This window comes from Pseudomonas sp. GW823-FHT02E01, from assembly GCF_058797535.1.
The window spans coordinates 575,984-601,249 of record NZ_JBXAJS010000002.1 but is presented as its reverse complement, the minus strand read 5'-3'; the positions used below and the strand labels follow the sequence as shown (position 1 = coordinate 601,249).

Sequence of the window (25,266 nt, the reverse complement as noted above, 5' to 3'; positions counted from 1 at the left end):
AACAGAGATGTTGACTGACAGGCCGCCATCGCGAGCAAGCTCGCTCCCACAGTGGTTTGAAGTGCCTGACAAGGAACAGATTTTGCTGTCTGATGTGATCGACGCCATTGCGTCGGCGTCATTAGTGGCTCAATTTAGCGTCATTGCCTCGGAAGGCCTTCGCATTTCATGTCATCGACTTCGTTCCGCCAGTCTCTGCGTCGCCTTTGGGCGCTGGATAAGTTCAGCTACAGCGTGCGGGTATTCATTGCCCTGACCGGCACCATGGCGCTGTGTTGGTATCAGGATGAAATGGGCCTTCTGATCCCGTTGTTCCTGGGGATCATCGCCAGTGCCCTGGCCGAGACCGACGACAGCTGGCAGGGCCGTCTCAACGCACTGGCGGTGACGCTGGTGTGTTTCGCGGTCGCCGCCCTCTCCGTCGAACTGCTCTTCCCCTACCCCCCGCTGTTTATCATCGCCTTCGCCCTGGCCGCGTTCTGCCTGACCATGCTCGGCGCCCTCGGCGAGCGCTATGGCGCGATTGCCTCGGCGACGTTGATCCTTTCGGTCTACACCATGATCGGCGTGGACCAACGTGGCGGTGCGGTCATCGACGTCTGGCACGAGCCGATGCTGCTGGTGGCCGGTGCTGCCTGGTACGGCTTGCTGTCGGTGTTGTGGCAGGCGCTGTTTTCCAATCAGCCGGTGCAGCAGAGCCTGGCGCGGCTGTTCCGCGAGCTGGGCTTTTACCTGAAGCTCAAATCCTCGCTGTTCGAGCCGATCCGGCAGATGGACGTGGAGGCGCGGCGCCTGGAGTTGGCCCAACAGAACGGCCGGGTGGTGGCGGCACTGAACGCCGCCAAGGAGATCATCCTGCACCGGGTCGGCAACGGGCGCCCGGGGTCGAAAGTCAGCCGCTACCTCAAACTGTACTTCCTCGCCCAGGACATCCACGAGCGTGCCAGTTCGTCGCACTACCCGTACAACGCCCTGGCCGACGCCTTCTTCCACAGCGACGTGCTGTTCCGCTGCCAGCGCCTGTTGCGCCAGCAAGGCAAGGCCTGCCGGGCCTTGGCCGAATCGATCCAGATGCGCCAGCCGTTCACCTATGACGCCAGTTTCGCCGAGGCACTGAGCGACCTGGATGCCTCTCTCGAACACCTGCGCATCCAGAGCAACCCGGCCTGGCGCGGCTTGCTGCGTTCACTGCGGGCACTGGCGGCCAACCTCGGCACCCTCGACCGCTTGCTCAGCGATGCCAGTAACCCCGACGCCCTGGCCGACGCCACCGACAGCAGCCTGCTCGACCGTTCGCCGCGCAGCCTCAAGGACGTGTGGCTTCGCTTGCGCACGCAGCTGACGCCGACCTCGCTGCTGTTCCGCCATGCCCTGCGATTGCCCCTGGCCTTGAGCATCGGCTACGCCATGGTGCATTTGATTCACCCGTCCCAAGGCTACTGGATCATCCTCACCACGCTGTTCGTTTGCCAACCGAACTACGGCGCCACTCGCCGCAAACTCGGTCAACGGATCATCGGCACCGCCATTGGCCTGACACTGGCCTGGGCGCTGTTCGACCTGTTCCCGAACCCGCTGATCCAGTCATGCTTCGCCATCGCCGCCGGGGTGGTGTTCTTTACCAACCGCACCACCCGCTACACCCTGGCGACGGCGGCAATCACCCTGATGGTGCTGTTCTGCTTCAATCAGGTAGGTGACGGTTACGGACTGTTCCTGCCACGCTTGTTCGATACCTTGCTCGGCAGCCTGATTGCCGGGCTGGCGGTGTTCCTGTTCCTGCCGGACTGGCAGGGCAGACGCCTGAACAAAGTGCTGGCCAACACCCTGGCCTGCAACAGCATCTACCTGCGCCAGATCATGCAGCAATACGCTGCGGGTAAAAGCGACGACCTGGCTTACCGCCTGGCCCGCCGCAACGCGCACAACGCCGACGCGGCACTGTCGACCACACTGGCCAACATGCTGATGGAGCCGGGACATTTCCGAAAGGAGGCGGATGTGGGCTTCCGCTTCCTGGTGCTGTCACACACGCTACTCAGTTACCTGTCGGGCCTGGGCGCGCACCGGGAAACCCAACTGCCGACGGACGTGCGTGAACATTTGATCGAAGGGGCCGGAGTGAAACTGGCCGCCAGCATCGACGAGATCGCCCAAGGGCTGGCGAGCAAGTCTTCGATTGAAATTCAGAGCGATGAAGAAGAAGCACTGGCCAATGAACTGGAACAGATGCCTGATGAAATCGATGAGGGGCAGCGGTTGGTGCAGACGCAACTGGCTTTGATCTGCCGGCAGTTGGGGCCGCTGAGGACGTTGGCGGCGCATCTGATCAAGGACACCAGTGAGGATTGAGATCTGTGGTGTCTGGGCGGGCCTCATCGCGAGCAAGCTCGCTCCCACAGGGGGCTCTGGTGCTCACAAAACTTGTGTCGACTGAAGATCTACTGTGGGAGCGAGCTTGCTCGCGATGAGGCCATCAGCAACAACACAGAAACTGGCTAAACCCACTCACATCCCATGCCGTTTCATCAACTTGTCATAACTCCCGTCCACCTTCATCGCCGCTATCTCGCGGTCGAAACCGGCGACGATCCGTGCATGCTCGGGATTCTTCAGACTGACCATGATATGCAGGCTGTTCTCGCTCAATGGCTTGGGCAGGAACTCCACGGCGTTCCGCACCTTGGGTGACTCACGGGCCAGGTAGTAACGGGCGACGAATTCATCTTCCAGCGTCAGCTTGACCCGGTCGGCCGCGAGCATGCGCACCGCCATGGCGAAACTGTGCACAGGGACTTTCTGCAACGACTCGTCGTTGTCGAACGGGGGCGAATAGGCGTATCCACGCACCACAGCAATCGGATAGGTGTGCAATTGCTGCAGGTTATTGAATTCAATGGGCGCGTCCTTGCGCTTGAGAAAGCGCACGCGATTGAGCAGGTACTCGCCGGAGAACTGGCCAAGCCTGGTCCGCTCCTCCGAGTACCAGGCGTTGACCAGCACGTCGTATCGGCCCTCGCCCAATCCCATCAAGGCCCGTGCCCAGGGCACCTGCTCGAACTCACTGGCGTAGCCAGCCCTGGCGAGCGCGGTACTGACAATATCCGTCGCCAGACCGCCGTTGACGAGCGTGGAATCGGTAAAGGGAGGCCAGGCATCAGCGACCAGCCGCAGTTTTTCTGCCGCAGCTCCCTGACCCAGCAACAGCAATCCAATCAAGGCCAAAGCTCGATGCAATCGCGGCATGCCAGAAAATCCTTAGCGGGCGGCTTGCCCGACGTGTTTTCAGCCAAAACCCCAAGGCCCCTGTACCGGCAAGGCCCGGGTACTCAACATTCGCTCATCGAAGCCATAGCACAGCGCTTCGGTCCAGATTACACAAAGAAGACATCCGCGCGAAAAATGAATGATGGCATTTTGGCCTTTGTCACAGATTCTTCCGCCATAAAGACTTCTGGCGTGAGTGCGCTTAGTATCGGAACGACGTTTTCAGGGAATCAAAACATGACAGTCGACTGGATCTGCAAACACCACAGCGACCTGGGCAAGGAGCAGCTGTACGCCATTTTGCAGCTGCGTGCAGAAGTGTTCGTCGTTGAACAGAAATGCGTTTACCAGGATATCGATGGCCAGGATCTGGAAGGTGACACCCTCCACGTGATGGCCTGGGACGGTAACCGGCTGGTGGCCTACTTGCGCCTGCTTGACCCGCAATCACAGGGCGGCGACGTGGTGATCGGGCGGGTGATCATTGCACCCCAGGCACGCGGTGCCGGGCTGGGGCATGAGCTGATGGAACAGGCACTCAAACAGATCGAAAAATACTGGCCCGGTCTGCCGGTCTACCTCTCGGCCCAGGCGCATTTGCAGGGGTATTACGGGCGGTACGGGTTTGTCGTGGCGGGTGAGGAATATGTCGAGGATGGCATTCCACACATTGGCATGCGTCGCCCCTGAAGGCCCTATCGCGAGCAAGCTCGCTCCCACACTGGATTGGGTTCACAACTCAAATCAACTGTGGGAGCGAGCTTGCTCGCGATGGCGTCAGCTCAGGCACCGCAAATCTCAGGGATACTCCAACACCGCCTTGATCTGCCGCAGATTGCGCTCGATCCAACCGCGATCGATCGCACCCCACTCGCGAATCCGATAGCGCCCCGCATGGTTGCGCGCGCCCTCTTCCTGCTCGAACTCACAAATGATATCCAGATCCGCCAACGCCGCGATGGTGTCCTGTGCCGTGCGCCGGGGCATACCGGTGACTTCGGTCAGCGCCGGGACGCTGCTGGCCAGCCCGCTGTCGATCAGGTACGCCACGTACAACCGGCGATAGAAGCTGCTCTTGGTCTTGCTCACGTCCATCCAATGCTCCTTAAAAGGTCGCAGCCTGCGGCAGCTCCTACAGATCCCGCCACGTCAGGTACACCCGCACATCAAATTCCACCTGGTGATAACCCGGCAGCATGTGTTCGCACAGTTTGTAGAATGCCTTGTTGTGGTCCGATTCCTTGAAGTGCGCCAGCTCATGCACCACGATCATTTTCAGGAACTCGCAAGGCGCTTCCTTGAACAGCGAAGCGATGCGGATTTCCTTCTTGGCCTTGAGCTTGCCACCCTGCACCCGTGAAATCGTGGTGTGCAGGCCAAGGGCACGGTGGGTCAGGTCCAGACGGTTGTCGAACAGCACCTTGTCGATGGCCGGAGCGTTACGCAAGTACTCCTGCTTGAGGTCCAGAGCATAGGTGTACAGCGCCTTGTCGCTCTGCACCCCGTGCTTTTGCGGGTAACGCTGGTTCAGGTAATCGCCCAGCCGACCGTCGGCGATCAGCTGGCGTACCTGGTCCTGCAAGGTGGCGGGATAGGCCTGGAGATATTTCAACACGGTCATCGGGGCGGCAATACAGGTCACTAAAAGGTCGCCAGTGTAGCGAATTCAGCGGGGCAGCGCGCTCCAGTCAAACGGCTGGACAAAGACCCCGGTGTCTTCGGCCATCATCGGCCGGGCCACCAGAAAACCTTGCACATACTCACAGCTGTTGGCTTGCAGCCATTCATACTGAGCGACGGTTTCCACCCCTTCGGCAATCACCAATATTCCGAACTGCTTGCACAGGTCGATCACACTGCGCACCAGCGCCGCATCCCTTGCCGAATCCGGCAACCGGGCGATCAAATGGCGGTCGATCTTCAGAGTATCCAGCGCCAGGTCGCGCAAGTGCGTCAGGGAGCAGGGTCCGACCCCAAAGTCATCCAATGCCACGCGTACGCCCAGGTTGTGCAGCAGGCGCAATTGCTTGCGGGTTTCTTCAGGGTTGCGCATCAAGGCCTCTTCCGTGACCTCGACTTCCAGGTGACGCGGTTGCAGGCCATGGCGCTCCAGCACCTGGCGCAACTCAGTGACCAGGTTGGGCATACCGAACTGCGTACTGCTCAAACTGACGCCGAGCACCAGGTCCTCGGTAAACAGGGATTCCCAGGCTTTGCGTTGCCCGGCGCTGCGATGATAGATCCAGCTGCCCAGACGACTGATCAGCCGCGCCTCTTCCAGCAGCGGCAAAAACAGCCCCGGGGGGACATCGCCAACGCTCGGATGCTGCCAGCGCAACAAGGCCTCGAAGCCACGAATCCGCCCGTCGGCAATCGCAACCTGAGGCTGATACACCAGATTGAAATCCCGGTTCTCGATGGCTGCGCGCACACTTTCTTCCAGCATCAACCGCGAGCGCGCCCGGCCGTTCATATCGTGATCGTAGAAGCGATATTGCTGGCGACCGGCACGCTTGGCTTCGTACATGGCGATATCGGCCGCTCGCAGCATCCCGTCCAGATTGGCGCCACAATCAGGGAATGTGGCGATGCCGATGCTGGCACCCAGGGCAATATCGAGGCCGTCGACCTGCTGACAGATCGACACTCGCTCAATGAGCTTCTCGGCAATTTTCGCCGCCTGCTCGGGGAATTCCAGATCCAGCAGCGCAGTGAACTCGTCGCCGCCCATCCGCGCCAGAATGTCGAAGGGCCGCAGGCAAGCCTTCAACTGTTCGGAGACCCAGCGCAGCACCCGATCGCCGGCATCGTGCCCGAGCGAATCATTGACTCGCTTGAAGCCGTCGAGGTCCAGATACATCAGGACCCAGGAGCTGTCGGAACGCTCACCGCGCAACAGCAGGTTCTCTACGGTCTGGTAGAAACCCCGGCGGTTGAGCAATCCGCTCAGCGGATCGGTGACCGCCTGAAACTCCAGTTGCTGATGCAGATGGCGCACCACCGACATGTCCAGCACGGTCACGACCATCGCATGTTGCTCGACGGGCAATGGCGCGCAGGACAAGGCCACCGGCACTTGCTGCCCGGGTGCCGTACGTAGCAGGGCATCGTGCAGGCGCAAGGTTTCGCCTCGTTTGTATCCGGCCAGCAACTCGGAGTCGGCCCAGATCGGGATATGCGGTTTTTGCAGGTAGTCCAGAAACTCCTTGCCTTGCAGTTCCTGCACCGTGGCGTTGAGCAACCGTGACATCGCCGGATTGGCAAAACGAATCAGACCGTCCTCACCCAACACCAGAATGCCTTCGGCTGCGTTTTCCAGCACCGACGCATTAAAGGCACGAGCCGCTTCCAGATCATGACTCAGGCGCTGCAAGGCCCGGCGGTTACGCTGGTGCTCGAGCAACGCCTGGACCTTGGGCGTAAAGACCTGTGGGTCGAACGGCTTGAACAGATAATCCACCGCACCACTGGCATAGCCCTTGATCACGGCATCCTGGGACTGTTCGTTGGCGGTCAGGAAAATGATCGGCGTCAGACGGGTCCGCTGGCTACCGCGCATCAGGCGCGCCACTTCATAACCGTCCATGTCCGGCATCTGCACGTCTAGCAGCACCAGGTCGATATCGTGTTCAAGTAACAAGCCGAGGGCCTCGAAACCCGAGGTGGCAGTAATGACCCGCCAGCCCTGGCGCTGTAACAACGCGCGCATGCTGATCAGGTTTTCGGGGTAATCGTCGACGACTAAAAGGGTTGAGCTGCCTTCTACTGGCGTGGGTTGCGCGCATTCCATGCTGCTTCTCTAATTGCGGGGTGTCAGGCCGGTTTCTCGTGAAAACCGGACAAATACTGCGCCTTCACTCTAGACCCGGTTCTGCAAAAGCAGAAGGTGTCAGTAAGCCATCATTTAATCATAGTGTCTTTTTACCGACTAACGGTCGATGGTTCAGGCGATGGAAACCGGGAAAGATGTCGCTTCGACAGGATGTTGACGTCAGCCACCCGTCAGACGGGCATTAACAAAATCTCCCGCTACGCTTATAAAGGCCGCCCCCGAAGGTGCGGGCTAGAGCTTCTGGCACGTCCGTGCAGCATGAATCAAGTGGAAGAACCGACATGATCGATCTTGCAACCTGGAACCTCAGCGTCCCCGTTGGTAGCCCGCCGTACACCGTCGAAACCGCCAAACTGGTGGACGGTTTCAAGGATCAATACTTCCATTCCGACACCGGCACACTGTTTTTCTGGTCGCCCGTGACCGGCTCCCGTACCGAAAACGCAATTTATCCACGTACCGAATTGCGTGAAACCTACAGCAACGGTACGTTGAAAAACTGGTATTACCCGGAAGCCGACAATTTGTTGTATGCCACTCTGGCAGTGAACCAGGTGCCGAGCTCCGGGAAAATCGTCATCGGCCAGATCCATGCCTATCAAAGCCAGAAACCTCTGGTGAAGGTTGAATACCAATACAAAACCAGCACAGGCACCGGCAATATCGTCGCCAAGGTCCGGATGCATCCCGATGACGATACAGGCCGGGTGATCATCGTTGCGACGGGGGTGAAACTCGACCAGGAGTTCAACTACCTCATTCACCTCAGCCCCGGTGGCGCCTTGGGCATCAGCGCGGCAGGTTATCAATGGGATACGCAAATCAGCACAACCTGGCGTGACAAACCGCTGTATTTCAAGGCCGGGGTCTATGTACAGGACAACACCGGGTACACCACTGAAGGCGGCAAAGTGACCTTCAGCAAGCTGGATATCGATCACAACAATTGATATCGAGGCACTGTTGATCTTGTGGGAGCGGGCTTGCTCGCGAAGGCGTAGTGTCAGACGACATTAATGTTGAATGACACACCGCTTTCGCGAGCAAGCCCGCTCCCACACTGACCGCGTCGATCCTGGATCATCGCCCACAAAAAACCCGCCTCTCGGCGGGTTTTTCATGAAGGCAGTTTAACGCTCAGGCTTAGTTGACCTTGGCGTTCAACTCACCTTTCAGGTAACGCTGATACATGCCTTCCAGCGAGATCGCCTTGATCTTCGAAGCGTTGCCGGCAGTACCGAAGGCTTCGTAGCGAGCGATACACACGTCGCGCATGGCGGTGACGGTGGCGCCGAAGAATTTACGTGGGTCGAACTCGCTCGGGTTGGTGGCCATCAGGCGACGCATTGCGCCAGTGGACGCCAGGCGCAGGTCGGTGTCGATGTTGACCTTGCGCACGCCGTGCTTGATGCCTTCGACGATTTCTTCAACCGGTACACCGTAGGTTTCCTTGATGTCGCCGCCGTACTGGTTGATGATCGCCAGCCACTCTTGCGGAACCGAAGACGAACCGTGCATCACCAGGTGAGTGTTCGGAATGCGCTTGTGGATTTCTTTGATACGGTCGATGGCCAGCACGTCGCCGGTAGGCGGCTTGGTGAACTTGTAGGCGCCGTGGCTGGTGCCGATGGCGATGGCCAGGGCATCCACCTGAGTGCGTTTTACGAAGTCAGCGGCTTCTTCCGGGTCGGTCAGCATCTGGCTGTGATCCAGGACGCCTTCGGCGCCGATGCCGTCTTCTTCACCGGCCATGCCGGTTTCCAGCGAACCCAGGCAACCCAGCTCGCCTTCTACCGAAACGCCGCAGGCGTGAGCCATGGCTACGGTTTGTTGGGTCACACGCACGTTGTAGTCGTAGTCGGTCGGGGTCTTGCCGTCTTCACCCAGGGAGCCGTCCATCATCACCGAGCTGAAGCCCAGCTGGATGGAGCGCTGGCAGACGTCAGGGCTGGTGCCGTGGTCCTGGTGCATGCACACCGGGATGTGCGGGAATTCTTCGATGGCTGCCAGGATCAGGTGACGCAGGAACGGTGCGCCGGCGTATTTGCGAGCACCGGCCGAAGCCTGGACGATCACCGGGGAGTCAGTCTTGTCAGCGGCTTCCATGATGGCGCGCATCTGCTCAAGGTTGTTGACGTTGAAGGCTGGAACGCCGTAGCCGAACTCGGCTGCGTGGTCCAGCATCTGGCGCATGCTGATAAGTGCCATTGTGTATATCTCTCCCGGTTGAGGGTCGTTAATCGTGCCAGCCTGCCGTAGCGGCGGCGGCTATTCAAGTTATTGCAGATCGGGGGTTGGGCCCGGCTGCGAATTCAGGTGTTACCAAAATCTTAAATACGACACAAAAACCCTGTGGGAGCGAGCTTGCTCGCGATGGGGGCGGCACATTCGGCATTGATGTGACTGTGATACCGCTATCGCGAGCAAGCTCGCTCCCACAATTGGATCTCTGTATACCAAATCAATCGTATTATTCAGCCTTACAGCCACGCCCAATCAAATCATTGGTGGCGACCCAGTAAACCAGGCCTTCCTCACCTTTTATGTGAAACGCCAGCATGTCATTGCTGTACAGCGAACCCGATGCACCCGGCTCCTGTTTCAAGCGGTAGACCTGATCGGCACCGCCCAGACGCACGTCGACTTCCCTAAGGCTGGCGTCGGTGTAGCGCCACAGCACTTTGGCTTGGCTGTCGCAGGTCCAGGTGGTCCAGTTATCCACAGGCGCGGACGACTGGAACGGGTTCAACTGAGCACAACCAGCCAACAGCGCCAGCGCCGTAACGGCGATAAAACCTTTCATCCATGTCCCTCGACTGACGGCACACGCCGCCAGCCCTGAGTAAAGAGTCAGACCCGTCAAGGGCAGCCATGTTCCTTGGCGGGTGCCCGGGTCTCGTATTTGTCCAGGCCCTCGGGCCCGGAGCGCTTGTTGAGCACCGGGTTGGTTTCCGCCTGCCAGTCGGCCTGATAACAGCCGTTGCGCGACGCAGGCGCCTCGGGTTCCGGCGTGGCTTTCGGGCTGCTCCCGCAAGCCGCCAGTGAACCCGCGACGATCAACAGCGCTAACGTCTTGACCATGTCAACACTCCCTTGCCTGGTCAAACGGGCGACCCTCAGGCCTTGGCCCGGCTTTCCAGGACTTCAACGGCTGGCAGGACCTTGCCTTCGACGAATTCGAGGAACGCACCGCCACCGGTAGAAATGTAGGAGATCTGCTCTGCCACGCCATACTTGTCGATGGCCGCCAGGGTGTCGCCACCGCCGGCAATGGAGAACGCCGCGCTGTCCGCGATGGCCTGGGCCAGCACCTTGGTGCCATTGCCGAACTGATCGAATTCGAACACGCCGACCGGACCGTTCCACAGGATAGTCTTGGACGACTTCAGCAGCTCGGCGAAATTCGCCGCGGTCTGCGGACCGATGTCCAGGATCATGTCGTCGGCAGCGACGTCAGCGATCAGCTTGACGGTCGCAGCGGCGCTTTCCGCGAATTCCTTGGCAACCACTACGTCCACTGGCAGCGGTACGCTGACCTTGGCGGCGATGGCGCGAGCGGTGTCCAGCAGGTCCGGCTCGTACAGGGATTTACCGACCGGGTGACCGGCAGCGGCCAGGAAGGTGTTGGCGATGCCGCCACCAACGATCAACTGGTTGCAGATCTGGCTCAGGCTGTTCAGCACGTCGAGTTTGGTCGAGACCTTGGAGCCGGCAACAATAGCCGCCATCGGCTGGGCCGGAGCACCCAGGGCTTTGCCCAGTGCGTCCAGTTCAGCGGCCAGCAGCGGGCCGGCAGCAGCGACTTTGGCGAACTTGGCCACGCCGTGGGTCGAACCCTCGGCACGGTGAGCGGTGCCGAAGGCGTCCATCACGAACACGTCGCACAGGGCGGCGTATTGCTGGGCCAGTTCGTCAGCGTTCTTTTTCTCGCCTTTGTTGAAGCGCACGTTTTCGAACAGCACGATGTCGCCCGCTTTCACGTCAACACCGCCCAGATAATCGGCCACCAGCGGCACTTCACGACCCAGAGCACGGCTCAGGTAGTCGGCGACTGGCTTGAGGCTGTTCTCGGCCGAGAACTCGCCTTCGGTCGGACGGCCAAGGTGCGAGCAGACCATCACGGCCGCGCCTTTTTCCAGGGCCAGCTTGATGGTCGGCAGCGAGGCCAGGATACGCGCATCGCTGGTGACAACACCGTCCTTGACTGGAACGTTGAGGTCTTCGCGGATCAATACGCGCTTACCTTGCAGATCGAGGTCGGACATCTTCAACACGGTCATGGGTCGCACTTCCTACGGTTTTTTTGAAGTTGCTGTTTGCAGATAGTGTTCTGCAACGTCCAGCATTCGGTTGGCAAAACCCCATTCATTGTCGAACCAGGCCAGGATGTTCACCAGCCGAGGGCCGGAAACGCGGGTCTGACTGGCATCGACGATCGCCGAATGTGGGTCATGGTTGAAATCACAGCTTGCGTGGGGTAGCTCGGTGTAGGCCAGCAGGCCTTTGAGCGGGCCGCTGGTGGCGGCTTCGCGCAGGATCCGGTTGACCTCGGTGGCGTCGGTCGCGGTGGCGGTCTGCATCGTGATATCGAGGCAGGACACGTTGACCGTCGGCACCCGCACGGCTTTGGCCTGAATTCGTCCGGCAAGTTCCGGCAGCAGGCGTTCGATACCTCGTGCCAGACCGGTGGACACCGGAATCACCGACTGGAACGCCGAACGGGTACGGCGCAGGTCTTCGTGGTGATAGGCATCGATGACCGGCTGATCGTTCATCGCCGAGTGAATGGTGGTGATCGACACGTAGTCCAGGCCAATGGCCTGATTCAGCAGGCGCAACAGCGGCACGCCGCAGTTGGTGGTGCAGGACGCGTTGGACACCAGCAATTCGTCGCCGGTCAGGCAGTCCTGGTTCACGCCGTAGACGATGGTCGCGTCAACGTCCGTCTCGCTGGCCATCGGCTGGGAAAACAACACACGCGGGGCGCCGGCGTCGAGGAAACGCTGGCCGTCTTCGCGAGTGTGATAAGCGCCGGAGCACTCCAGCACCAGATCGACGCCCAGGGACGCCCAATCGATGCCTTCAGGGGTGGCACTGCGCAGGACCTTCACGCAGTCGCCATTAATATGCAGACAATCGCCCTCGACCTTCACTTCGCCGGGGAACCGGCCATGGGTGGAGTCAAAGCGTGTCAGGTATTCGATACTGGCCATGTCCGCCAGATCGTTGATCGCGACAATCTCGAACCCGGCCTTTTCGCCTCGCTCGAACAACGCACGCAAGACGCAACGACCAATCCGGCCGTAGCCGTTGAGTGCAACTTTGTAGGGACGCGGTTGAGGCATGGGGTTCTCGATAGACGCAGGCAAACGAATTCTCGTTAACAACACACCCCCCCTGTAGGAGCGAGCTTGCTCGCGATGGTGGCCCTGACAACGCGGGCATTCAGGCATCCAGCGTTATCGTTAACGACCATCGCGAGCGAGCTCGCTCCTACAGGGGGTACGCGGTGGTCAGAAACCACCGCGTTGTGCTTAGTCTTCCAGCAGCTCTTCAGCCTGACCCAGGATGTTTTCCAGGGTGAAGCCGAACTCTTCGAACAAGGCCGGCGCAGGCGCCGACTCGCCGTAGGTGGTCATGCCGATCACGCGGCCTTCCAGGCCCACGTACTTGTACCAGTAGTCGGCGTGGGAAGCTTCGATGGCGATACGGGCGCTGACCTGCAACGGCAGGACCGATTGCTTGTAGCCGGCGTCCTGGGCATCGAACACGCTGGTGCACGGCATGGAAACCACACGCACCTTGCGGCCCTGCTCGGTCAGTTTGTCGAAGGCCTGAACGGCCAGGCCGACTTCCGAGCCGGTGGCGATCAGGATCAGCTCAGGCTCGCCTGCGCAGTCCTTCAACACGTAACCGCCACGCGCGATCTCTTCGATCTGAATCGCATTGCGGGTTTGGTGCTGCAGGTTCTGACGCGAGAAGATCAGGGCCGAAGGACCGTCCTTGCGCTCCAGTGCGCACTTCCAGCTCACCGCCGATTCAACGGCGTCGGCTGGGCGCCAGGTATCGAGGTTCGGCGTGCAGCGCAGGCTGGCCAGTTGCTCGATTGGCTGGTGAGTCGGGCCGTCTTCGCCCAGACCGATGGAGTCGTGGGTGTAGACGTGGATCACCCGCTGCTTCATCAGGGCCGACATGCGCACCGCGTTACGCGCGTATTCCATGAACATCAGGAAGGTCGCGCCGTAAGGCACCAGGCCGCCGTGCAGGGCAACGCCGTTCATGATCGCGGTCATGCCGAACTCGCGCACGCCGTAGTACATGTAGTTGCCGCTGGCATCTTCGGCGGTAACACCTTTGCAGCCTTTCCACAGAGTCAGGTTGGAACCGGCCAGGTCAGCCGAACCGCCGAGGAACTCAGGCAGCAACGGGCCGAACGCATTCAGGGCGTTCTGGCTGGCTTTACGGCTGGCGATGGTTTCGCCCTTGGCCGCCACTTCGGCGATATAGGCCGAGGCTTTTTCGCTGAAGTCAGCTGGCAGGTCACCGCTCAGACGACGCACCAGTTCGTTGGCTTCAGTCGGGAACGCGGCGGAGTAAGCAGAGAAACGCTGGTCCCACTCGGCTTCAACAGCGCGACCGGCTTCCTTGGCGTCCCACTCGGCATAGATATCGGCCGGGATTTCGAACGGGCCGTGATTCCATTTCAGCGCCGCACGGGTCAGGGCGATTTCCGCGTCACCCAGCGGGGCGCCATGGCAATCTTCCTTGCCTTGCTTGTTCGGAGAACCGAAACCGATGGTGGTCTTGCAGCAGATCAGGGTTGGCTGCTCGCTTTTACGTGCAGTGTCGATCGCCGTCTTGATCTCTTCCGGGTCGTGACCGTCGACATTGCGGATCACTTGCCAGTTGTAGGACTCAAAACGCTTCGGGGTGTCGTCGGTGAACCAGCCTTCGACTTCGCCATCGATGGAGATGCCGTTGTCATCGTAGAAGGCGATCAGCTTGCCCAGGCCCAGGGTACCGGCCAGGGAAGCGACTTCGTGGGAAATGCCTTCCATCATGCAGCCATCACCCAGGAACACATAGGTGTGGTGATCGACGATGTTGTGGCCAGGACGGTTGAACTGCGCCGCCATGACTTTTTCAGCCAGGGCAAAACCCACGGCGTTGGCCAGGCCCTGGCCCAGTGGACCGGTGGTGGTTTCTACGCCCGGGGTGTAGCCGAGTTCCGGGTGGCCCGGGGTGCGGCTGTGCAGTTGACGGAACTGCTTGAGGTCATCGATCGACAGGTCGTAGCCGGTCAGGTGCAGCAGCGAGTAGATCAGCATCGAGCCGTGGCCGTTGGACAGCACGAAGCGGTCACGGTCGGCAAACGAAGGATTGCTCGGGTTGTGCTTGAGGTAGTCGCGCCAAAGCACTTCGGCGATATCTGCCATACCCATAGGGGCACCGGGATGGCCGCTGTTGGCTTTTTGCACGGCATCCATGCTGAGGGCACGAATGGCGTTGGCACGCTCACGACGGCTAGGCATCGCTGTTCTCCTGGGGGCTTGATTAAAACGAAACGGAAAAAAGGCGAGCATTTTCCCTCACCGGGCCGCCTCGGGGCAATGACAGATAGTCATCTGAAGGCGTTTTTCCAATGGATAACGACGTATTCGCCTGGTGAAACCTTTCCGCCGTCCGATTGTTGACAAAAGCTAACGTCGAGAAGTGCCATCTATCGAGCAATATCAAAACTTTTTGATATTGCTCTTGCGATACCTTCGACCCGTGACTAGACTGCCGGCCTTATGAATTTACGCGTGCCCTCCATTCAACATGACGATTGCGATGAGCTGGCGGCCTTGTGCAAGGCTGGCGGCGATCCCCTGCGGTTGAATGTCTTGCGCGCACTGGCCAATGACTCGTTCGGCGTACTGGAACTGGCGCAGATCTTCGGCATCGGCCAGTCAGGCATGAGCCACCACCTCAAGGTACTGGCACAGGCCGACCTGGTGGCAACGCGCCGCGAAGGCAACGCGATTTTCTACCGTCGCGCGCTGCCCCACACCGAACTGCTGGGCGGCAAACTGCACGCAGCATTGCTCGAAGAAGTGGACAACCTGACGCTGCCGACCGACGTACAGTCGCGCATCACCCAGGTCCATGGGCAACGTGCGGCGGCCAGCCAGGATTTTTTCTCAAGGGTTGCGGAGAAGTTTCGCGCCCAACAAGACTTGATCGCCGGTCTGCCGCAATACCGCGAAAGCGTGGTGGCCCTGCTCGACAAGCTGAGCTTCGACAAAGACGCCACGGCCATTGAAGTCGGCCCCGGCGATGGCGCATTCCTGCCGGACCTGGCGCGCCGCTTCGCGCAAGTCACGGCGCTGGATAACAGCAGCGCGATGCTCGAACTGGCGCGCCAGGTCTGCGAGCGCGACAAGCTGACTAACGTTAGCCTGCAACTGGCCGATGCATTGAACGGCGTCAGCCTCAAGGCCGATTGCGTGGTACTGAACATGGTGCTGCACCATTTTGCCGCACCGGCCGATGCGCTCAAGCACATGGCCCATTTGCTGCAACCAGGCGGTAGCCTGTTAGTGACAGAGTTATGTAGCCACAACCAGAGTTGGGCCAAGGAGGCCTGCGGTGATCTCTGGCTGGGGTTTGAACAGGACGATCTGGCCCGTTGGGCCACCGCTGCGGGACTCGTTCCCGGGGAAAGCCTCTATGTAGGCTTACGTAATGGTTTCCAGATCCAGGTCCGCCATTTTCAGCGACCGGCTGGCGACACTCACCATCGGTAATTTCAGGAAAACATCGAGATGAGCGAATACTCCCTTTTCACCTCCGAGTCCGTGTCTGAAGGGCATCCGGACAAAATCGCCGACCAGATTTCTGATGCGGTGCTGGACGCCATCATTGCTGAAGACAAGTTCGCCCGTGTGGCGTGCGAGACTCTGGTGAAAACGGGCGTGGCGATCATCGCCGGCGAAGTCACCACTTCCGCCTGGGTTGATCTGGAGCAGATCGTTCGTGACGTGATCACCAACATCGGCTACACCAGCTCCGACGTCGGCTTCGACGGCGCGACCTGCGGCGTGATGAACATCATCGGCAAGCAGTCCCCTGACATCAACCAGGGTGTCGACCGTGCCAAGCCTGAAGATCAGGGCGCCGGCGACCAGGGCCTGATGTTCGGCTACGCCAGCAATGAAACCGACGTGCTGATGCCTGCACCGATCACCTTCTCGCACCAGCTGGTACAGCGCCAGGCCGAAGCCCGTAAATCCGGCCTGCTGCCTTGGCTGCGCCCGGACGCCAAGTCGCAAGTGACCTGCCGTTACGAAAACGGCAAGGTTGTCGGTATCGATGCCGTCGTTCTGTCGACCCAGCACAACCCGGAAGTGTCGTACAACGACCTGCGCGAAGGCGTGATGGAGCTGATCGTCAAGCACGTGCTGCCTGCCGAACTGCTGAGCAAGGACACCCAGTTCCACATCAACCCGACCGGCCAGTTCATCATTGGCGGCCCGGTGGGTGACTGCGGTCTGACCGGTCGCAAGATCATCGTCGACAGCTATGGCGGCATGGCCCGTCACGGCGGTGGCGCGTTCTCCGGTAAAGATCCATCGAAGGTTGACCGTTCGGCGGCCTACGCCGGTCGTTACGTGGCCAAGAACATCGTTGCCGCCGGCCTGGCCGAGCGTTGCGAGATTCAGGTGTCCTACGCCATCGGCGTTGCCCAGCCGACTTCGATCTCGCTGAACACCTTCGGCACCGGCAAGATCAGCGATGACAAGATCGTCAAACTGGTCCGCGAAGTGTTCGACCTGCGTCCATACGCGATCACCACCATGCTCGACCTGCTGCACCCGATGTATCAGGAAACCGCTGCGTACGGCCACTTCGGTCGCACCCCGGCGACCAAGACCGTTGGTGACGACACCTTCACCACGTTCACCTGGGAAAAAACCGACCGCGCCGACGCCCTGCGTTCTGCTGCCGGCCTGTAAGATTCCCCCGCAGCACCCGAAGCCCCGCACGGTTCGCGCCCTGCGGGGTTTTTTATTGCCTTGCGCTTGAGACCGCGTGGCCGCCTTCGCGAGCAGGCTCGCTCCCACAGTTGATCTTTGGTGTGACAAAGACCCGTGGGCAAACGCAATTCCCTGTGGGAGCGAGCTTGCTCGCGATGAGGCCAGCACAACCACCAGAAATACCCGGCAAAACACCCCCTCGCTGCGCCAACTGATACTGACCTAGCCTTCACGCACCTCACCGAGCAAGGACGCTCAAGATGCTTCCCGACCTGCGCCTGTTTTTCGCCGCTCTACTGACCTTTGCCTACCTGACCGCCAGCGCCGCCGAGTGCCCGGAATGGCCAGCCGAACGCGCCCGGAACGAAGTCGGCAAACTGCAACAACAAATCGACCTCTGGGACGACAGCTATCACCGCCAGGGACGCTCACTGGTCGCCGATGAACTCTACGACCAGTCCCGCGCGCGACTCACCCAATGGCGCCACTGCTTTAACCTGAGCCCGCCCGCAGACCCCTTGCGCACTGCGCGCGGCACGCTGCCCCACCCCATCGCCCACACGGGTCTGGACAAACTGCACGATCAGCCCGCCGTGGAAAAATGGCTGCGTGACCGGGTGGATGTCTGGGTCCAGCCTAAAATCGATGGCGTGGCGGTGACCCTGGTTTACCGCAGCGGCCTGTTGGCCCAGGCAATCAGCCGCGGCGACGGCGAAAGCGGCCAGGACTGGACGGTTCCTGCGCGGCAGATTCCGGCCATCCCGCAACAGCTATCGCATGCCCGGGACTTGATCGTGCAAGGCGAACTGTATTGGCGCCTGACCGATCATGTGCAGGCCCGAGCCGGTAGCCTCAATGCTCGTGGCTCGGTGGCCGGCCTGATGGCACGCAAGGTCTTGAACGCCGAACAGGCCGCCGGCATCGACCTGTTTGTCTGGGACTGGCCCCAAGGACCGGCAAGCGTACCCGAGCGTGCCGCGGCGCTGACTGCGCTGGGCTTCCCGAGTACCACGGCATACAGCCAGCCCATCGCCTCCGTCATTGATGCCGAACGCTGGCGCGAGCACTGGTATCGTTCCCCCTTGCCCTTTGCCAGCGACGGCATCGTCCTGCGCCAGAATCAGCGCCCAGCCGCCGAACGCTGGCAGGCCAGGTCACCCTACTGGGCCATCGCCTGGAAATACCCCTTCGCCCAGGCACTGGCCGAAGTTCGCCAGGTTCACTTCAAAATCGGCCGGACCGGGCGGATCACTCCGGTTCTTGAACTGACCCCGGTAAAGCTCGATGACCGGCAGATCAAGCACGTCAGCGTCGGTTCGTTGCAACGCTGGCAGACGCTGGACATCCGCCCGGGTGACCAGGTCGCCATCAGCCTGGCCGGGCTGACCATTCCCAGGCTCGATAGGGTTGTATTGCGCAGCAGCGAACGCGCCGAATTGAACGCGCCGCGGGCAGAGGACTTTCATTCATTGAGTTGCTGGCAACCGACTCCGGGCTGTGAGAGCCAGTTTCTTGCGCGCCTGACCTGGCTCAGCAGCAAACAAGGCCTGGCGCTGCCCAATGTGGGTCCGGGCACCTGGGAAAAACTTCTTGCAACAGGTCGGCTGAACGGTCTGTTGGATTGGTTGACCCTCGATGCCCAAGAGCTTGCTACCATTGACGGTTTCGGCGAGCGCAGCGCGGCTCGTCTTGCAGACAGCTTCAACCGAGCCCGGCAACGCCCGTTCGCGCACTGGCTGAAAGCCTTGGGATTACCGCCGACAGGTCAGGCGCATCTCGGCGATTCATGGCTGGTACTGGCGCAGCGAGACATCGAACAATGGCGGGCCGAGGCCGATATCGGGCCAGGGCGCGCGGCGCAACTGAGCGCTTTTTTCCGCGATCCGCAGGTACTGGGCTTGAGTGAAACGTTACGTGATGCGGGGATTGACGGCTTTTAGTTGTCGGCCCTGCGCCCAGCGGGAACCACAAGGGACCGCTGGGCTCCAACAGCCATTGCCACAGTGGTCTGCTTGCTTTCCTACATGGAGCTTTTATGAAATTTCTTTCACCGCTCGCCCTGCTGACCCTTTGCAGCGTGCTGGCCACCCCGTTGATGGCGGACGAGGAAGCGCCGGGGCTGACCGGTTGCGCCGCCAAGAAGCAAGGCATCGTCAACCAGATCGAATTGGCCAAGGTCCGCGGCAACGCCGACCAGCAGGCAGGCCTGGAAAAGGCCTTGAGCGAAGTCGAAGCGAACTGCACCGACGCCTCGCTGAAGAAGGAACGGGAAAACAAGGTGCTCGACGCCAAGCACGAAGTCAGCAAGCGTCAGGCAGACCTCGACAAGGCCATGAGCAAAGGCGATCCCGACAAGATCAACAAGCGCAAAGACAAACTCGCCGATGCCCGCAAGGAATTGCAGAACGCACTCGATGAGTTGGATAAGTAACGCAGCAGTTTTTTTGTGGCGAGGGGGCTTGCCCCCGTTGGACTGCGAAGCAGTCCCAAAATCGCTGAACCGAACTCAGTCAGATATACCTGACAGTTCAAACAAACGACGGCTACGCCGTCGAACGGGGGCAAGCCCCCTCGCCACAGGTCATGCGTAGCGCCGAATCAATGATCCCGAAACGCCTTATGACAAGCACTGCAAGCATCTTCGACTTTCTGTACCGCCGGCCCCAGGTTGCTGGCCTTGTAGGGTTGGACCTGGCTGGCAATCACCAATTCACCGGTGGCGCTTTCAAGGTCGCGGGCCATTGCCTGAAAGCGTGTCTGTTGCTCCCAGACATCGCTCTTGGCGCTGGTGTGATCCTCCTCGCGCACTTGCGGAAAATGCTGCCACGGCTCACGGGACAACGCATCGAGTTTCACCGCACCTTCGGCGAACTTCGGGCCATCGAAGGCAATGCGCCCACGCAACATACCGCCCAGGTCTTCGCCAGTCTTGAGCATCTGCTTGAAAATGGCCTTGCGCTGGCCGAGCGGCGAGTTGGGGTCGATACCGCCACAAGCGGACAGCGTCAGGCAGGCCAGCAATACAACAGAAAGTCTTTTAAGAGTCATGGTGGCTTCAGGTCACGGGAAACGGCGGCCAGTATCCTCGCGTCATCGGCAAAGACCAATAGCCCTATTATCAATAAGGGTTGCTTGAGCGCATGGAGCGCTCAGGCAACCGGCAAAGGAACCACTCCATGAACAGCCGTTTCAAGGCATGGCGTCACAGCCTGGCCTGGACCCTGCCGATGGTGGCCCTGCTCGCAGGCTGCACCGGTGGCGACAGCCAACAACCGAAAACCCACGCCCTGGCCACCTACTCCAGCGCCACATGGGAAGCGCTGCCGGCGGTTTCCGACAGCGACCTGGTCGCCGGTTTCGGTTCCTGGCGCAGCGCCTGTACCCGACTCAAGGCCGATCCGGTCTGGGGTGGCACCTGCGCAGCGGCTGTCAACGTGCCGCAAACCGCCAGCGACATTCGCGGTTTTCTCAAACAGAACCTCGATGTCTATGGCCTGCGCGCCGCCAACGACAACCCCAACGGCCTGATCACCGGCTACTACGAACCGGTCTATCCCGGGAGCCTGACTCAGACCAGCGCTGCCAATGTCCCGGTCTATGGCGTCCCCGAGGACATGATCATCGTCGCCCTCGACAGCATTTACCCGGAACTCAAGGGCAAGCGCCTGCGCGGTCGACTCGAAGGTCGCGTGCTCAAGCCATACGACGATGCGGCAGCCATCGAAAGCAAAGGGGTCAATGCGCCGGTCGTGGCCTGGCTGACCGATCCGATGAACCTGCAGTTCCTGCAAATCCAGGGTTCGGGTCGTATCCAGCTCGACAATGGTCGCCAGTTGCGCATTGCCTACGCCGATCAGAACGGCCACCCGTATCGACCGATCGGCCGCTGGCTGGTGGAACAGGGCGAACTGAAAAAAGAAGACGTGACCATGGGCGCCATCAGCACCTGGGCCAAGGCCAATCCATCGCGGATCCCCGAACTGCTCGGCAGCAACCCCAGTTATGTGTTCTTCACCCGCAACCCGGACAGCAACGAAGGTCCGCGCGGCTCGCTGAACGTACCGTTGACCGCCGGTTACAGCGCGGCGGTGGATCGCAAGGTGATTCCGCTGGGCAGCCTGTTGTGGCTGTCCACCACCAGACCGGACGGCACGGCCCTGGTTCGCCCCGTGGCAGCACAGGACACCGGCGGCGCCATTGCCGGCGAGGTTCGGGCGGATCTGTTCTGGGGCACCGGGGATGCGGCCGGGCAACTGGCCGGGGACATGAAACAGCAGGGGCAGATCTGGATGCTCTGGCCCAAAGGCGCGACGTTGCCGCAAGTGCCGCAGGTGGCGGATGCCGAGAAGACCAAGCCCTGAGGCGAGTGTTGACCGTTAGATAGCTTTCGCGAGCAGGCCCGCTCCTACACTGGAACGCACACTCCTGTGGGAGCGAGCTTGCTCGCGATGAGGCCGGCAAAAACCCTGAAGATCTGTCAGGCTGACACCACAAAGAAACTCACGATCAACCCCATCCCCACGAACCACATCAACGACCGCAGTGTCGCCCAGTCCGCCAGGTAGCAAATGATGTAGAGCAGCCGGCTGGTAATGAACAGCACGGCCAGCACATTGATCGTCACCAGTTCGGCATTGCCGACCAGATGCGCCACGATCACCGCCGCAGCGAACGCCGGGGTCACTTCAAAACTGTTCAGTTGCGCCGCATTCGCGCGCCTGCCCAAGCCTTCCAGCGAATCGAGAAAGTCCCGGGGATCATGGTTGTCTCTCAACCTGAACCCGCCACTGATCTTGGCTACGCCCACACACACATACGGCAGGAAAATCGCGATCAAAATGCACCACAGAGCAACCGTCATAAAGCAGTCCCTTCTTCACGTTTCTGAACAGTCAAAATTTCATGACCAATATACCGATCAGCACCAGCCCACAGGCCAAGAGGCGCGGCCCGCCAAAAGGTTCTTTCAGGTAACGCATGCCAAACAGCACCACCAGAATTACGCTGATCTCGCGCAACGCCGCCGCTTCTGCAATCGAGCCCAGCTGCATCGCCCACAGCACCAGAGCGTAGCTGAACAACACGCAGAACCCGACGGCCAGGCCCAGTCGCCACTGCTCGCGCCAGAACAACATGAACGCGGGTCGTTTGCGCACCAACGCCAACAGCGGAAACGGCCAGGCACTGAGCAAGGTGACCCAGACCAGATAATCCAGTGGATGGGACCAGCGTCGCAATGCCTGCCCGTCAATGTAGGTGTAGCAACCGATGCACAGGCCGATCAGCGCCACCACCGGCAACATCGACCAGGGCAAACGCGCACCGCCGCCGCCCTGCCAGAGCAGGCACAGCATGCCGAACGGGATCAGCAGGATTCCGAAAATCTGCTGATGGGTCAGCACTTCCCCGGCAAAGATCAGCGTCAGCGCCAGCACCACCAACGGTGAAAGGCCGCGCATCAATGGATAGACCAGCCCGAGGTCGCCGACCCGATAGGCCTGGATCAGCAAATAGCGATAGAGCAACTCGAACGCCGCCGACGCCAGGATCCACGGCCAGATCTCCAGTGGCGGCATGCTCAGGAACGGCAGCATCAGCACGACAAAGAGCAGCGCCACGCTGTCCATGCAGGCCACCACCAACAGCCGCTCCGCACTGAACTTGATCAGGGTATTCCACGCCGCATGCAACAGCGCCGCCACCAACACCAACGCCGTCGCAAGCACGGCCTACTCCTTTTGTTGTCTCCACGATCCCCGTAGGAGCGAGCTTGCTCGCGAAAAACGTGAGGACAACGCGCTCAATCAGCGAGCACCCGTCATCATTCACGTCCATCGTGAGCGAGCTCGCTCCTACAGGGGCCGGGTAGAGAATTGATTCGCCATATTTCACTGTCTGTTTATACTGCAAGCGACCACGCCGCACTCAGTTGCGCACAAACTAATTCCAATAAAAATCCTGCCCGGCCCGCTCTCGTCGAGAACGGTCGTCGGCCTGCGTATGCCTGATCACAGCGTCAAGACTACCGACAGAGACCTTGCGCATGCCACTCGCTTTGCTTGCCCTCGCCGTTGCCGCCTTCGGCATCGGCACCACCGAATTCGTCATCATGGGTCTTTTGCCCGATGTCGCCCGCGACCTCAGCGTGAGCATTCCCGACGCCGGATTGCTGATCACCGGCTACGCCCTGGGCGTGGTGTTCGGTGCACCGATCCTCGCGGTCGGCACCGCCAACATGCCGCGCAAGGCCACGTTGTTGGGCATGACGCTGATGTTCATCCTCGGCAACATGCTCTGCGCGCTGGCGCCAAACTACGCCACGCTGATGGCCGCGCGCGTGATCACGGCACTGTGCCACGGCGCATTTTTCGGCATTGGTTCGGTGGTGGCCGCCGGGCTGGTGGCCCCCAACAAAAGGGCTCAGGCGATTGCCATGATGTTCACCGGCCTGACCCTGGCCAACGTGCTCGGCGTGCCACTGGGTACCGCACTCGGGCAATACGCAGGCTGGCGCTCGACCTTCTGGGCGGTGTCGGTGATCGGGGTGCTGGCGGCGATTGCGCAATGGGTCTGGCTGCCGAAAAACATCGCGATGGATAAAGCCAACCTGGCCAGCGAGTTCAAGGTACTGGGCAAGGCCAACGTACTGCTGGCCCTGGGCATGAGTGTGCTGGCCTCCACCAGCCTGTTCAGTGTGTTTACCTACATCGCGCCGATCCTGCAGGACATCACCGGCGTCAGCCCCCACGGCGTCACCCTCATGCTGCTGTTGTTCGGCGTTGGCCTGACCGCCGGCAGCATGCTCGGTGGCCGTCTGGCGGACAGTCGTTTGCTGCCTTCGCTGGTGGGCATGGCGCTGGCGGTGCTGGTGGTACTGGCGGCATTCACGCAAACCAGTCACTCGGTCATCCCGGCGGCCATCACACTGGTGTTGTGGGGGACGTTTGCCTTTGCCTTGTGCCCGATCCTGCAACTGCTGATCATCGATCAGGCCTTTGAGGCACCAAACCTGGGTTCGACCTTGAACCAGAGCGCCTTCAACCTCGGCAACGCCGCCGGGGCATGGATTGGCGGGTTGGTTGTGGCCAGCGGTGCCGATCTGGCGGACTTGCCCTGGACCGGCGCACTGGTCAGCGGACTGACCGTGTTGACCGCACTGTTTTTCATCTATCGCCAGCGTCGCGCTGCGGTTGCGCTTGATGCGGTGGGCTGAGGATCAGCTTGATGGTTTTTTGATTTTCTGCGGATCGGGCGCTTCGCTCTGATCCGCAGATTTTTTCGGCGGCCCGCTTTCGCTGCGAATCTGCGCATGGCTGATCAGCGCGAAAATAAAACTGCCACCGATGATATTCCCCGCCAGCGTCGGCCCGGCGAACACCAGCCAGAAATCACTCCACGGCAACTCGCCGGCAAATACCAGATACGAAACCTCCAGCGAACCGACCACGATGTGGGTGAAATCCCCCAGCGCCATGAGGTAGGTGATGAGGATGATGATCCACATCTTGGCGCTCTCCATGGACGGGATCATCCAGACCATGGTGGCGATCATCCATCCGGAAATGATGCCCTTGGCGAACATCTGGCTGGCGTGGTTTTCCATGACCTTGCGGCCGATATCGAGGAAGGCGACATCGGTCTTGCTGTCGAAAATCGGCAGTTCCAGCATCACGTACGCCACCAGCAAGGTGCCACAGAGGTTGCCGATCAGCACCACCGTCCACAGCCGTAGCAGCCGGCCGAAGTTGGCCAGCGTCGGTTTGGTCATTACCGGCAACACGGCAGTCAGGGTGTTTTCGGTGAACAGTTGCTGACGAGCGAGAATCACCGCGAGGAAACCGGCGCAATAACCGAAACTCGCGATCACCTTGAATCCTTCGCCATCCGGAAGACGTGAATTGAGCAAGCCCATGCCCATCAGCGACAGCCCCATGGTCAACCCCGCCGCGAGCGCCGACCACCACAACGCGGCAATGCTGCGCTCCAGTTCCTGGTCGCCCTGGGTACGGATGATCTCGTGCAGCACCGCGGCACGGGGTGGCTGGCTCTTTTCGACTTCGTGCTCTTCTTGCGCCGAAAGGTTCGGGGTCTTGCCGTCTTGTGCCGAGTTCATGGGATGCGCAACCGGTGGCGGGCTATTCAGCTATG

23 protein-coding genes are annotated in these 25,266 nt (G+C 60.5%); 9 read left to right on the top strand and 14 right to left on the bottom strand.

Annotated features, from left to right (window positions below; all coding sequences use genetic code 11):
* Positions 1 to 168 precede the first annotated feature (168 nt).
* Entirely contained in the window at positions 169 to 2,352 is a 2,184-nt protein-coding gene (gene yccS / locus AC1RDQ_RS06585) for a YccS family putative transporter (RefSeq protein ID WP_349736382.1), read from the top strand.
* 156 nt (positions 2,353 to 2,508) lie between these two features.
* Here yccS and AC1RDQ_RS06580 read toward each other — a convergent pair whose 3' ends face one another.
* Positions 2,509 to 3,246, bottom strand: coding sequence for a substrate-binding periplasmic protein (locus AC1RDQ_RS06580; RefSeq protein WP_340312887.1), 738 nt, complete (start codon positions 3,244 to 3,246; stop codon positions 2,509 to 2,511).
* 258 nt (positions 3,247 to 3,504) lie between these two features.
* Between AC1RDQ_RS06580 and AC1RDQ_RS06575 the strand changes: the two genes are divergently transcribed.
* A complete protein-coding gene (locus tag AC1RDQ_RS06575) occupies positions 3,505 to 3,957 on the top strand; it encodes a GNAT family N-acetyltransferase (protein WP_057712970.1) in 453 nt (150 codons plus the stop codon).
* A 108-nt stretch (positions 3,958 to 4,065) separates the two neighbouring features.
* Here the strand turns inward: AC1RDQ_RS06575 and AC1RDQ_RS06570 are convergent, their stop codons facing one another.
* Genes AC1RDQ_RS06570 through AC1RDQ_RS06560 form a run of 3 tightly spaced genes read right to left on the bottom strand, consistent with a single transcriptional unit; the run spans position 4,066 to position 7,057 of the window.
* Positions 4,066 to 4,362: a winged helix-turn-helix domain-containing protein gene (locus AC1RDQ_RS06570; RefSeq protein WP_090178776.1), complete on the bottom strand. Its 297-nt coding sequence runs from the start codon at positions 4,360 to 4,362 to the stop codon at positions 4,066 to 4,068.
* Positions 4,363 to 4,399: 37 nt separating this feature from the next.
* Positions 4,400 to 4,888 (bottom strand): YgjP-like metallopeptidase domain-containing protein, encoded by a 489-nt coding sequence (locus tag AC1RDQ_RS06565; RefSeq protein WP_057712969.1) that lies wholly within the window; start codon positions 4,886 to 4,888, stop codon positions 4,400 to 4,402.
* Positions 4,889 to 4,933: 45 nt separating this feature from the next.
* Positions 4,934 to 7,057, bottom strand: coding sequence for a putative bifunctional diguanylate cyclase/phosphodiesterase (locus AC1RDQ_RS06560; RefSeq protein ID WP_492586748.1), 2,124 nt, complete (start codon positions 7,055 to 7,057; stop codon positions 4,934 to 4,936).
* Between the two features lie 323 nt (positions 7,058 to 7,380).
* Here AC1RDQ_RS06560 and AC1RDQ_RS06555 point away from each other — a divergent pair, with 323 nt between their 5' ends.
* Positions 7,381 to 8,049, top strand: coding sequence for a polysaccharide lyase family 7 protein (locus tag AC1RDQ_RS06555; protein WP_150813775.1), 669 nt, complete (start codon positions 7,381 to 7,383; stop codon positions 8,047 to 8,049).
* A gap of 193 nt (positions 8,050 to 8,242) precedes the next feature.
* Here AC1RDQ_RS06555 and fba read toward each other — a convergent pair whose 3' ends face one another.
* The 6 genes from fba to tkt form a co-directional block, all read right to left on the bottom strand.
* On the bottom strand, positions 8,243 to 9,307 hold the full coding sequence (gene fba, locus AC1RDQ_RS06550) for a class II fructose-bisphosphate aldolase (RefSeq protein WP_007981624.1): 1,065 nt from the start codon (positions 9,305 to 9,307) through the stop codon (positions 8,243 to 8,245).
* A gap of 262 nt (positions 9,308 to 9,569) precedes the next feature.
* On the bottom strand, positions 9,570 to 9,902 hold the full coding sequence (locus AC1RDQ_RS06545) for an MliC family protein (RefSeq protein WP_492586746.1): 333 nt from the start codon (positions 9,900 to 9,902) through the stop codon (positions 9,570 to 9,572).
* Positions 9,903 to 9,958: 56 nt separating this feature from the next.
* On the bottom strand, positions 9,959 to 10,180 hold the full coding sequence (locus AC1RDQ_RS06540; protein WP_150813772.1) for a hypothetical protein: 222 nt from the start codon (positions 10,178 to 10,180) through the stop codon (positions 9,959 to 9,961).
* Positions 10,181 to 10,215: 35 nt separating this feature from the next.
* Positions 10,216 to 11,379, bottom strand: coding sequence for a phosphoglycerate kinase (locus AC1RDQ_RS06535; RefSeq protein WP_057712964.1), 1,164 nt, complete (start codon positions 11,377 to 11,379; stop codon positions 10,216 to 10,218).
* A gap of 12 nt (positions 11,380 to 11,391) precedes the next feature.
* Entirely contained in the window at positions 11,392 to 12,444 is a 1,053-nt protein-coding gene (epd, locus tag AC1RDQ_RS06530; RefSeq protein ID WP_057716543.1) for an erythrose-4-phosphate dehydrogenase, read from the bottom strand.
* A gap of 189 nt (positions 12,445 to 12,633) precedes the next feature.
* Positions 12,634 to 14,631 (bottom strand): transketolase, encoded by a 1,998-nt coding sequence (tkt, locus tag AC1RDQ_RS06525; RefSeq protein WP_057712963.1) that lies wholly within the window; start codon positions 14,629 to 14,631, stop codon positions 12,634 to 12,636.
* Positions 14,632 to 14,892: 261 nt separating this feature from the next.
* On the opposite strand from tkt, the gene AC1RDQ_RS06520 reads away from it, so the two are divergent.
* The 4 genes from AC1RDQ_RS06520 to AC1RDQ_RS06505 all read left to right on the top strand — a co-directional run bounded on the left by AC1RDQ_RS06520 (position 14,893) and on the right by AC1RDQ_RS06505 (position 19,549).
* Positions 14,893 to 15,888: an ArsR/SmtB family transcription factor gene (locus tag AC1RDQ_RS06520; protein ID WP_057712962.1), complete on the top strand. Its 996-nt coding sequence runs from the start codon at positions 14,893 to 14,895 to the stop codon at positions 15,886 to 15,888.
* Between the two features lie 18 nt (positions 15,889 to 15,906).
* Complete coding sequence (gene metK, locus AC1RDQ_RS06515; protein ID WP_008050251.1) at positions 15,907 to 17,097, top strand: methionine adenosyltransferase; 1,191 nt, start codon at positions 15,907 to 15,909, stop codon at positions 17,095 to 17,097.
* A gap of 281 nt (positions 17,098 to 17,378) precedes the next feature.
* Positions 17,379 to 19,058: an NAD-dependent DNA ligase LigB gene (gene ligB, locus AC1RDQ_RS06510; protein ID WP_492586744.1), complete on the top strand. Its 1,680-nt coding sequence runs from the start codon at positions 17,379 to 17,381 to the stop codon at positions 19,056 to 19,058.
* A 95-nt stretch (positions 19,059 to 19,153) separates the two neighbouring features.
* Positions 19,154 to 19,549: a DUF1090 domain-containing protein gene (locus AC1RDQ_RS06505; protein WP_218494718.1), complete on the top strand. Its 396-nt coding sequence runs from the start codon at positions 19,154 to 19,156 to the stop codon at positions 19,547 to 19,549.
* Positions 19,550 to 19,716: 167 nt separating this feature from the next.
* Here the strand turns inward: AC1RDQ_RS06505 and AC1RDQ_RS06500 are convergent, their stop codons facing one another.
* Positions 19,717 to 20,166 (bottom strand): c-type cytochrome, encoded by a 450-nt coding sequence (locus AC1RDQ_RS06500; protein ID WP_057712959.1) that lies wholly within the window; start codon positions 20,164 to 20,166, stop codon positions 19,717 to 19,719.
* Positions 20,167 to 20,294: 128 nt separating this feature from the next.
* Between AC1RDQ_RS06500 and mltA the strand changes: the two genes are divergently transcribed.
* Positions 20,295 to 21,479: a murein transglycosylase A gene (gene mltA, locus AC1RDQ_RS06495; RefSeq protein ID WP_218494717.1), complete on the top strand. Its 1,185-nt coding sequence runs from the start codon at positions 20,295 to 20,297 to the stop codon at positions 21,477 to 21,479.
* A gap of 116 nt (positions 21,480 to 21,595) precedes the next feature.
* Here the strand turns inward: mltA and AC1RDQ_RS06490 are convergent, their stop codons facing one another.
* Together AC1RDQ_RS06490 and AC1RDQ_RS06485 are read right to left on the bottom strand one after the other, a co-directional pair.
* Positions 21,596 to 21,979, bottom strand: a complete 384-nt coding sequence (locus AC1RDQ_RS06490; protein WP_218494716.1) for an MAPEG family protein — start codon at positions 21,977 to 21,979, stop codon at positions 21,596 to 21,598.
* A 31-nt stretch (positions 21,980 to 22,010) separates the two neighbouring features.
* Positions 22,011 to 22,844: an EamA family transporter gene (locus AC1RDQ_RS06485; RefSeq protein WP_090451887.1), complete on the bottom strand. Its 834-nt coding sequence runs from the start codon at positions 22,842 to 22,844 to the stop codon at positions 22,011 to 22,013.
* A gap of 317 nt (positions 22,845 to 23,161) precedes the next feature.
* On the opposite strand from AC1RDQ_RS06485, the gene AC1RDQ_RS06480 reads away from it, so the two are divergent.
* Positions 23,162 to 24,331, top strand: a complete 1,170-nt coding sequence (locus AC1RDQ_RS06480) for an MFS transporter (RefSeq protein ID WP_492586742.1) — start codon at positions 23,162 to 23,164, stop codon at positions 24,329 to 24,331.
* A 3-nt stretch (positions 24,332 to 24,334) separates the two neighbouring features.
* On the opposite strand, the gene AC1RDQ_RS06475 is transcribed toward AC1RDQ_RS06480, so the two are convergent.
* Positions 24,335 to 25,231, bottom strand: a complete 897-nt coding sequence (locus AC1RDQ_RS06475) for a formate/nitrite transporter family protein (RefSeq protein ID WP_090451891.1) — start codon at positions 25,229 to 25,231, stop codon at positions 24,335 to 24,337.
* Positions 25,232 to 25,266: the final 35 nt, after the last annotated feature.

Excerpts from the sequence above, each read along its gene's own strand:
- yccS (WP_349736382.1), top strand. The coding sequence starts at position 169 with ATGTCATCGACTTCGTTCCGCCAGTCTCTGCGTCGCCTTTGGGCGCTG.
- AC1RDQ_RS06580 (WP_340312887.1), bottom strand. The coding sequence starts at position 3,246 with ATGCCGCGATTGCATCGAGCTTTGGCCTTGATTGGATTGCTGTTGCTG.
- AC1RDQ_RS06575 (WP_057712970.1), top strand. The coding sequence starts at position 3,505 with ATGACAGTCGACTGGATCTGCAAACACCACAGCGACCTGGGCAAGGAG.
- AC1RDQ_RS06570 (WP_090178776.1), bottom strand. The coding sequence starts at position 4,362 with ATGGACGTGAGCAAGACCAAGAGCAGCTTCTATCGCCGGTTGTACGTG.
- AC1RDQ_RS06565 (WP_057712969.1), bottom strand. The coding sequence starts at position 4,888 with ATGACCGTGTTGAAATATCTCCAGGCCTATCCCGCCACCTTGCAGGAC.
- AC1RDQ_RS06560 (WP_492586748.1), bottom strand. The coding sequence starts at position 7,057 with ATGGAATGCGCGCAACCCACGCCAGTAGAAGGCAGCTCAACCCTTTTA.
- AC1RDQ_RS06555 (WP_150813775.1), top strand. The coding sequence starts at position 7,381 with ATGATCGATCTTGCAACCTGGAACCTCAGCGTCCCCGTTGGTAGCCCG.
- fba (WP_007981624.1), bottom strand. The coding sequence starts at position 9,307 with ATGGCACTTATCAGCATGCGCCAGATGCTGGACCACGCAGCCGAGTTC.
- AC1RDQ_RS06545 (WP_492586746.1), bottom strand. The coding sequence starts at position 9,902 with ATGAAAGGTTTTATCGCCGTTACGGCGCTGGCGCTGTTGGCTGGTTGT.
- AC1RDQ_RS06540 (WP_150813772.1), bottom strand. The coding sequence starts at position 10,180 with ATGGTCAAGACGTTAGCGCTGTTGATCGTCGCGGGTTCACTGGCGGCT.
- AC1RDQ_RS06535 (WP_057712964.1), bottom strand. The coding sequence starts at position 11,379 with ATGACCGTGTTGAAGATGTCCGACCTCGATCTGCAAGGTAAGCGCGTA.
- epd (WP_057716543.1), bottom strand. The coding sequence starts at position 12,444 with ATGCCTCAACCGCGTCCCTACAAAGTTGCACTCAACGGCTACGGCCGG.
- tkt (WP_057712963.1), bottom strand. The coding sequence starts at position 14,631 with ATGCCTAGCCGTCGTGAGCGTGCCAACGCCATTCGTGCCCTCAGCATG.
- AC1RDQ_RS06520 (WP_057712962.1), top strand. The coding sequence starts at position 14,893 with ATGAATTTACGCGTGCCCTCCATTCAACATGACGATTGCGATGAGCTG.
- metK (WP_008050251.1), top strand. The coding sequence starts at position 15,907 with ATGAGCGAATACTCCCTTTTCACCTCCGAGTCCGTGTCTGAAGGGCAT.
- ligB (WP_492586744.1), top strand. The coding sequence starts at position 17,379 with ATGCTTCCCGACCTGCGCCTGTTTTTCGCCGCTCTACTGACCTTTGCC.
- AC1RDQ_RS06505 (WP_218494718.1), top strand. The coding sequence starts at position 19,154 with ATGAAATTTCTTTCACCGCTCGCCCTGCTGACCCTTTGCAGCGTGCTG.
- AC1RDQ_RS06500 (WP_057712959.1), bottom strand. The coding sequence starts at position 20,166 with ATGACTCTTAAAAGACTTTCTGTTGTATTGCTGGCCTGCCTGACGCTG.
- mltA (WP_218494717.1), top strand. The coding sequence starts at position 20,295 with ATGAACAGCCGTTTCAAGGCATGGCGTCACAGCCTGGCCTGGACCCTG.
- AC1RDQ_RS06490 (WP_218494716.1), bottom strand. The coding sequence starts at position 21,979 with ATGACGGTTGCTCTGTGGTGCATTTTGATCGCGATTTTCCTGCCGTAT.
- AC1RDQ_RS06480 (WP_492586742.1), top strand. The coding sequence starts at position 23,162 with ATGCCACTCGCTTTGCTTGCCCTCGCCGTTGCCGCCTTCGGCATCGGC.
- AC1RDQ_RS06475 (WP_090451891.1), bottom strand. The coding sequence starts at position 25,231 with ATGAACTCGGCACAAGACGGCAAGACCCCGAACCTTTCGGCGCAAGAA.